The organism is Paraconexibacter sp. (genome assembly GCF_041602235.1).
Lineage (GTDB): Bacteria > Actinomycetota > Thermoleophilia > Solirubrobacterales > Solirubrobacteraceae > Paraconexibacter.
This window is the reverse complement of record NZ_JBFIGP010000256.1, coordinates 1-5261: the sequence shown is the minus strand read 5'-3', so window position 1 is coordinate 5261 and position 5261 is coordinate 1. Positions and strand designations below refer to the sequence as shown.

At 70.5% G+C, this 5261-nt stretch carries 6 protein-coding genes and 1 pseudogene; 1 reads left to right on the top strand and 6 read right to left on the bottom strand.

The window, feature by feature from the left end:
* From ABYE80_RS16505 to ABYE80_RS16480, 6 genes and pseudogenes are all read right to left on the bottom strand, one after another.
* Positions 1 to 371: pseudogene (locus ABYE80_RS16505) on the bottom strand (hypothetical protein); the annotation flags it as partial.
* Positions 368 to 1357, bottom strand: coding sequence for a nitrilase-related carbon-nitrogen hydrolase (locus ABYE80_RS16500; protein WP_372791398.1), 990 nt, complete (start codon positions 1355 to 1357; stop codon positions 368 to 370). The pseudogene ABYE80_RS16505 and the gene ABYE80_RS16500, both read right to left, overlap by 4 nt.
* 10 nt (positions 1358 to 1367) lie before the next feature.
* A complete protein-coding gene (locus ABYE80_RS16495; RefSeq protein ID WP_372791397.1) occupies positions 1368 to 2372 on the bottom strand; it encodes an agmatine/peptidylarginine deiminase in 1005 nt (334 codons plus the stop codon).
* An 11-nt stretch (positions 2373 to 2383) separates the two neighbouring features.
* Complete coding sequence (locus ABYE80_RS16490; protein WP_372791396.1) at positions 2384 to 3685, bottom strand: DUF222 domain-containing protein; 1302 nt, start codon at positions 3683 to 3685, stop codon at positions 2384 to 2386.
* Positions 3686 to 3816: 131 nt separating this feature from the next.
* Positions 3817 to 4254 (bottom strand): RNA-binding S4 domain-containing protein, encoded by a 438-nt coding sequence (locus ABYE80_RS16485; RefSeq protein WP_372791395.1) that lies wholly within the window; start codon positions 4252 to 4254, stop codon positions 3817 to 3819.
* Positions 4255 to 4265: 11 nt separating this feature from the next.
* Positions 4266 to 4637, bottom strand: coding sequence for a hypothetical protein (locus ABYE80_RS16480; protein WP_372791394.1), 372 nt, complete (start codon positions 4635 to 4637; stop codon positions 4266 to 4268).
* Positions 4638 to 4670: 33 nt separating this feature from the next.
* Between ABYE80_RS16480 and ABYE80_RS16475 the strand changes: the two genes are divergently transcribed.
* Positions 4671 to 5258 carry a DNA-3-methyladenine glycosylase I gene (locus ABYE80_RS16475; protein WP_372791393.1) on the top strand — a complete coding sequence of 196 codons (588 nt, stop codon included), beginning with the start codon at positions 4671 to 4673 and terminating at the stop codon, positions 5256 to 5258.
* Positions 5259 to 5261 lie beyond the last annotated feature (3 nt).

Genomic DNA, 5261 nt, shown 5'->3' with positions numbered 1-5261 from the left:
TTGAGGCCCACGGTATGCCGGCACATGAGCCGCAGCGGGACGAGCTGATGGATCTTGCCGCGCCCGTCCACCACGAAGTGCGCGCACACACCGGGTTTCTCCTTCAGCTCCGGGTCCGGACGGTTCGGGATGAACGTGTTGCGCACGGCGCGGTAGCTGGACGTGACCGCGACGTGCTGGACGATGACCTTCGGCTTCCTCAGGCCCGCGCGGTTGAGTCCGTAGTGCCTGCGGCTGTACGCCCGCATGTCGCGCTTGCGCTGTGCGTCGTACGGGATCGGGTCCCAGTGGATCGGTGGGCGCTCGGGCGGGCTCGCGCTGGCGCCGGCGATCGCCAGACCGACCGCGGCGGCGTGCGCGGTCACGCTCATCCTTCCGCCGGCTGCACGAGGGGACCGTAGGCGTCCGGGCGGCGCGTGGTCAGGAAGGGGAACAACTCCAGCCAGTCCCGGCGCGCGTCGAGATCGAGGTCCGCGACGAGGACCGCCGGCTCACCACGTGGCGCCTGCACGAGGATCCTGCCGTACGGGTCGCTGATGAAGGACGAACCGTAGAACGTGATGCTCGTCGTCGTTCCGGCGCCGCCGGGCGCGGACATCGTCTCGGTGCCGATCCGGTTCACCGCGACCATGAAGGTGCCGTTCGCGATGCCGTTCCCGATGATCACCTGCTGCCAGAGCGGCTGGGTGTCGAAGTCGGGATGGTCGGGCTCCGAGCCGATCGCCGTCGGGTAGACCAGGATCTCGGCCCCGCGCAGGGAGTACGCGCGGGCGAGCTCAGGGAACCACTGGTCCCAGCAGGTGGGAAAGCCGAGGTGTCCCTCCCCCAGCTCGAGGACGGGGAACGCGGCGTCGGCGTCGGTCCCGGGCCCGGGACGGAAGTAGCGGTCCTCGAAGTAGCCCTCGGTGATCGGGATGTGCAGCTTGCGCGTGCGCGCCACCAACTCGCCATCGGGGGCGACCACGATCGCGGTATTGAACCCGAGCCCGTCCTCGGCGTCCGCCCGCTCGTAGAGGGACGCGTGCACGTGCACGCCCGTCGCGCGGGCGGTCTCGGCGGCGAAGGTCATCGTCGGCCCGTCGGCGAGATCCTCCGGCTCCGCCCCCACGGCCTCCGGGCCGTCCGGCCGAATGGCGAAGTAGGGAGAAAGGGTCAGCTCCTGCAGGCAGACCAGCCGCGCCCCTTCCTCAGCGGCCATGCGGACTCCCTCCGCGAGGGCCTCGCGATGCTCCTCGGGGTCGGCGTGCCAGCGATGCTGCACGGCGCCGATCCGCAGCGGTTCGCGGACCGGGTCCTGCACCCTGGCGGGTGATCCGAGCGTTGACCCGACTGCCGTGATCAGGCGAAACGCGGTCATGCGATCGAGTCTACGTGGGCGCGCCGGCGCGCGCGGGAACTTGCTGCGTGATGCAGTGAGGCCCGCCACCGCCCGCCGCGATCACCTCCGCCCGGACGCCCACCACCTCGCGGCCGGGGTACGCGTCGCCGATCGCGGCCAGGACGTCGTCGTCATGCGACTGGCCGGCCACGGGGACCACCACCGCGCCGTTGCAGATGTAGAAGTTCATGTGCGAGACGACCGTCGTGGCGCCTCCGACCTCCGCGTAGGACAGGTACGGGAACGGGATCACCTCGATCCCGGCGCCCTCCAGGCGGCGGCGGTTCTCGACCATCGCCGCGTGATTCGGGTTGTCCGGCCGCACCTGTTGCAGCAACACCGTCCCGGGCGCGGCGAAGGCCGCGATCAGATCGACGTGGCCGTCGGTGTCACGGTCCTCGACGAGTCCCTGACCGAGCCACACGACCCGCTCGACCCCGAGCGCCTCACGGAGGACCTGAGCGATCTCGTCACGGCCGAGGTCGGGATTGCGGCTCTCGTGCAGCAGGCACTGCTCCGTCGTGATCAGCGCGCCACGGCCGTCCACGCAGATCGACCCGCCCTCGAGGACCAGCGGGACGCGATGGATCTCGTCCCCCATCAACTCGACGAGCTTGGCGGTCAGGGCCGCGTCCCGGTCGTACGGCGTGAACTTCTCACCCCACGCGTTGAAGTCGAAGCAGACACCGACGCGGCTGGTTCCGTCGGCGCTGAGGACGAACGTCGGGCCGTTGTCGCGTAGCCACGAGTCGTCGGCGGGCAGTTCGACGACCTCGATGTCGGCGCCTTCGCAGGCGCCCCGGGCTTCGTGCGCGTCCCCGCTCGACGCAGCGACCATCGTCACCGGCTCGAACCGCGCGATCGCGCGCGCGACGCCCGCGTACTGGTCCTTCGCGTCAGCGAGCAACGGGCCCCACATCTCGCGTCGACATGGCCACGCCATCAAGGTCCGCTCGTGCGGGTGCCATTCGGCGGGCATGCGGAATCCCTTCATGACCGCGCAGGCTACGTGTTCCCGCGGGAACGCCTCAAGAACGCGAGGACCGAGAGGTCGAGGTTGAGCGACTGCCCGGTCTGCCGGTCGACCAACGTGGAGCTCGTGGGGGTGGCGCCGTGCGATCCGTTGCCCTCGACGAGCGCGCGGGTGCTGCCGGTGTGCTCCCCGGTGACCTCGTCGAGCGTGTGCCCGTGCTCGTTCATGAAGATCAGCCGATCGCCTTCGCGGACGAGGCCGTACCCGCCCTCGTGCAGCAGCTTGTGGTGGTGATGGCACAGCAGGACGAGGTTGTCCAACGTGTTGGGACCGCCGTGGGCCCAGTGCCGGATGTGGTGTGCATCGACCCAGCGCCGGGCCCGACAGCCAGGGAAGCGGCACCCGCCGTCGCGCCGGTGCAACGCCCGTCGCACCGCGGACGGGATCGTTCGAGTCCGCGGCGCCGCCGCCAACGGCTCACCACCCCTCTCGAGACTGACCACGATGCCGGCGTCACAGCAGAGCCGCTCGACGACGGCGGGAGCCAGCGGCGTCCCGTCGTCCGCAGCGCACGAATCCGCGTCGACGTGGATGACGACCTCATGCCGTTGGGGTGGGGTGCGAGGCCGCGGCCCCTTGGCGAGGGTCGTGTCCGCCAGCAGCACGAGCGCGTCGGCCATCCGGACCTCGTACGGAGCCACCGGGGCGGCTCGAGAAGGCGAGTCATCGCCGCCGTCGTCGGCTCGTTCGCGCAGGACCTCCATGGCCGACTCCAGCGCACGTCGCAGAACCGCCGCCTCCTCGCCGGCGAGTACGCCGCGCACGAGGACCGACCCGTCCTCCTGATCGATGAGGGCGAGCGAGCGCTCGTCGTGGATACGGCCTGCCTCCTCCCGCGTCACGCGCCTCGTCGCCCTGACCACGCGCTCGAGCTGGGATGCGGTGTGGGTCCGGGCGAGCTCGACGATGGCCGCTTCGTCCTCGATCGTGTCGAGCCGCGTGAGCGCTCGGACCTTCGAGTAGGACAGCTGGCCGGCGGCGAACGCCTCGCCGACCGCTGGGAGATCCTCCAGGCGCGTCGCGACGCGGACCTGCTCACGCGCCGCCCCGGGAGCGAGACCGCACTGCCAGGAGACCCATTCCGCCGGTGTGCGGGCACCCCACTCGGCATACAGCCCGCGGCGGGTGAACTCGGCCACCAGCGCCAGCCACCGGGCCTTCGCGGCGTCAAGGTGCGCAGCGAGGCTCTTGATCTCGTCCGCCAGATCCTCCGCGCTCAGTGCTTCGACGGCGGGCTGCTCGGTGTGGGTGGGCTCGACTCCAGTCTCAGACACGAACACATGTTCGATCACGAAGGTCTGATAGCTCTCGGGTTGCGACAGATCCGTGACGCCGTTGGCGCGTCAGCGCTCGCCGACGTTCCCGCGGGAACGCCGCACGTCACCTCCGGCACCCCGCGGCGGTATCAGCGCTCGGAGTCGCGGGCGAGCCGTGCCGCCCGTTCGCTCTCGAAGCGACGCCGATCACGCTTGGTCGGCCGGCCCCCACCTTCGAACCGTACGGGCGTGGCCAGGCGTCGCTGCTCGGCCGCGACCTCACGGTTCGCGATGCTCTCCGCGGTCTCCTCGTACAGCGTCGCGGCCACGGCGGCCGACACCCGCCGCCGTGCGAGCGCACGCACCACGACGGTCCGCCGCACCGGCCCGACGACGAGTTCGATGACGTCGTCCACGTGGATCTCCCGAGCCGGCTTGACGGCCAGGCCGTTGACCTTCACCCGCCCGCCTGCCGCCGCCTCGTTCGCGAGCGCACGGGTCTTCAGGAACCGCGCCGCCCAGAGCCATTGGTCCACCCGGATGCGCTCGCCGGATTCCCGCTCCGATGTGCTGGCGCCACCACCCACGGATCGACCGCCTAGTGGCGGGACCGCTTGAGCCGGTTGCGCTCCTCCTGCTTCTCGACGACCTGCGCGATGAGCTTGAGGTACTGCGCGACCCCGGTCGCCTTCGCCCGGCCCTCGTAGAACGCCTGATGCCAGTCCGCGACGCGCGCCTCGTGCTCCACCATCAGGTTGAAGAAGTCACGCCGCATGCTCACGCGCACGCGCGCATCCGCGGCGATGTCCTTCGTCACCTTCACGTCGGGCATCTCGAGGCGGAACATCTGCGTGTCACCCCGCCCGACGAGGTCGACGCCGATCACCATCTTCAGCGGCTTCAGCGCCGGCACGTCCTCGAGGAAGCGGTGCACGGCGGTCTCGATCAACTGCGGGGCGTCGGACGACATGCTGGGACCCTACAACGCGCGATGATGCCGCCCATGCCGCGCTGCTTCGGAGACGACCACCCCGACTACGCCGCCTACCACGACCACGAGTGGGGCGTGCCGGTCCGCGACGAGCGTGGACTGTACGAGCGTCTCTGCCTCGAGGCCTTCCAGTCCGGCCTGTCCTGGCTCGTGATCCTGCGCAAGCGGGAGAACTTCAGGTCCGCGTTCGCCGGCTTCGACCCCGAGGTCGTGGCACGCTACGGCGAGCGCGACGTCCAGCGCCTCCTGCAGGACGCGGGCATCGTCCGCAACCGCGCGAAGATCGAGGCGACCATCGCCAACGCCCGCGCCACGCTCGATCTGCGTGACGGCCCCACCCCGTTGCACGAGTTGGTGTGGTCCTTCGCGCCTGACCCGTCGACGCGGACGGCGCCTCCACGCTCGTGGGCGGACGTCCCCGCGACGACCCCCGAGTCGACGGCGCTCGCGAAGGAACTGAAACGCAACGGCTTCCGCTTCCTGGGCCCCACGACGATCTACGCCGGCATGCAGGCCTGCGGCCTGGTGAACGACCACCTGCGCGACTGCCCCGCACGCACGGGGCAGTCGACGTCAGGCGGAAGTGGTGCTTCGACCTAGATC

Coding starts and splice junctions, on each gene's coding strand:
- ABYE80_RS16500 (WP_372791398.1), bottom strand. CDS start 1,357: ATGACCGCGTTTCGCCTGATCACGGCAGTCGGGTCAACGCTCGGATCA.
- ABYE80_RS16495 (WP_372791397.1), bottom strand. CDS start 2,372: ATGAAGGGATTCCGCATGCCCGCCGAATGGCACCCGCACGAGCGGACC.
- ABYE80_RS16480 (WP_372791394.1), bottom strand. CDS start 4,637: ATGTCGTCCGACGCCCCGCAGTTGATCGAGACCGCCGTGCACCGCTTC.
- ABYE80_RS16475 (WP_372791393.1), top strand. CDS start 4,671: ATGCCGCGCTGCTTCGGAGACGACCACCCCGACTACGCCGCCTACCAC.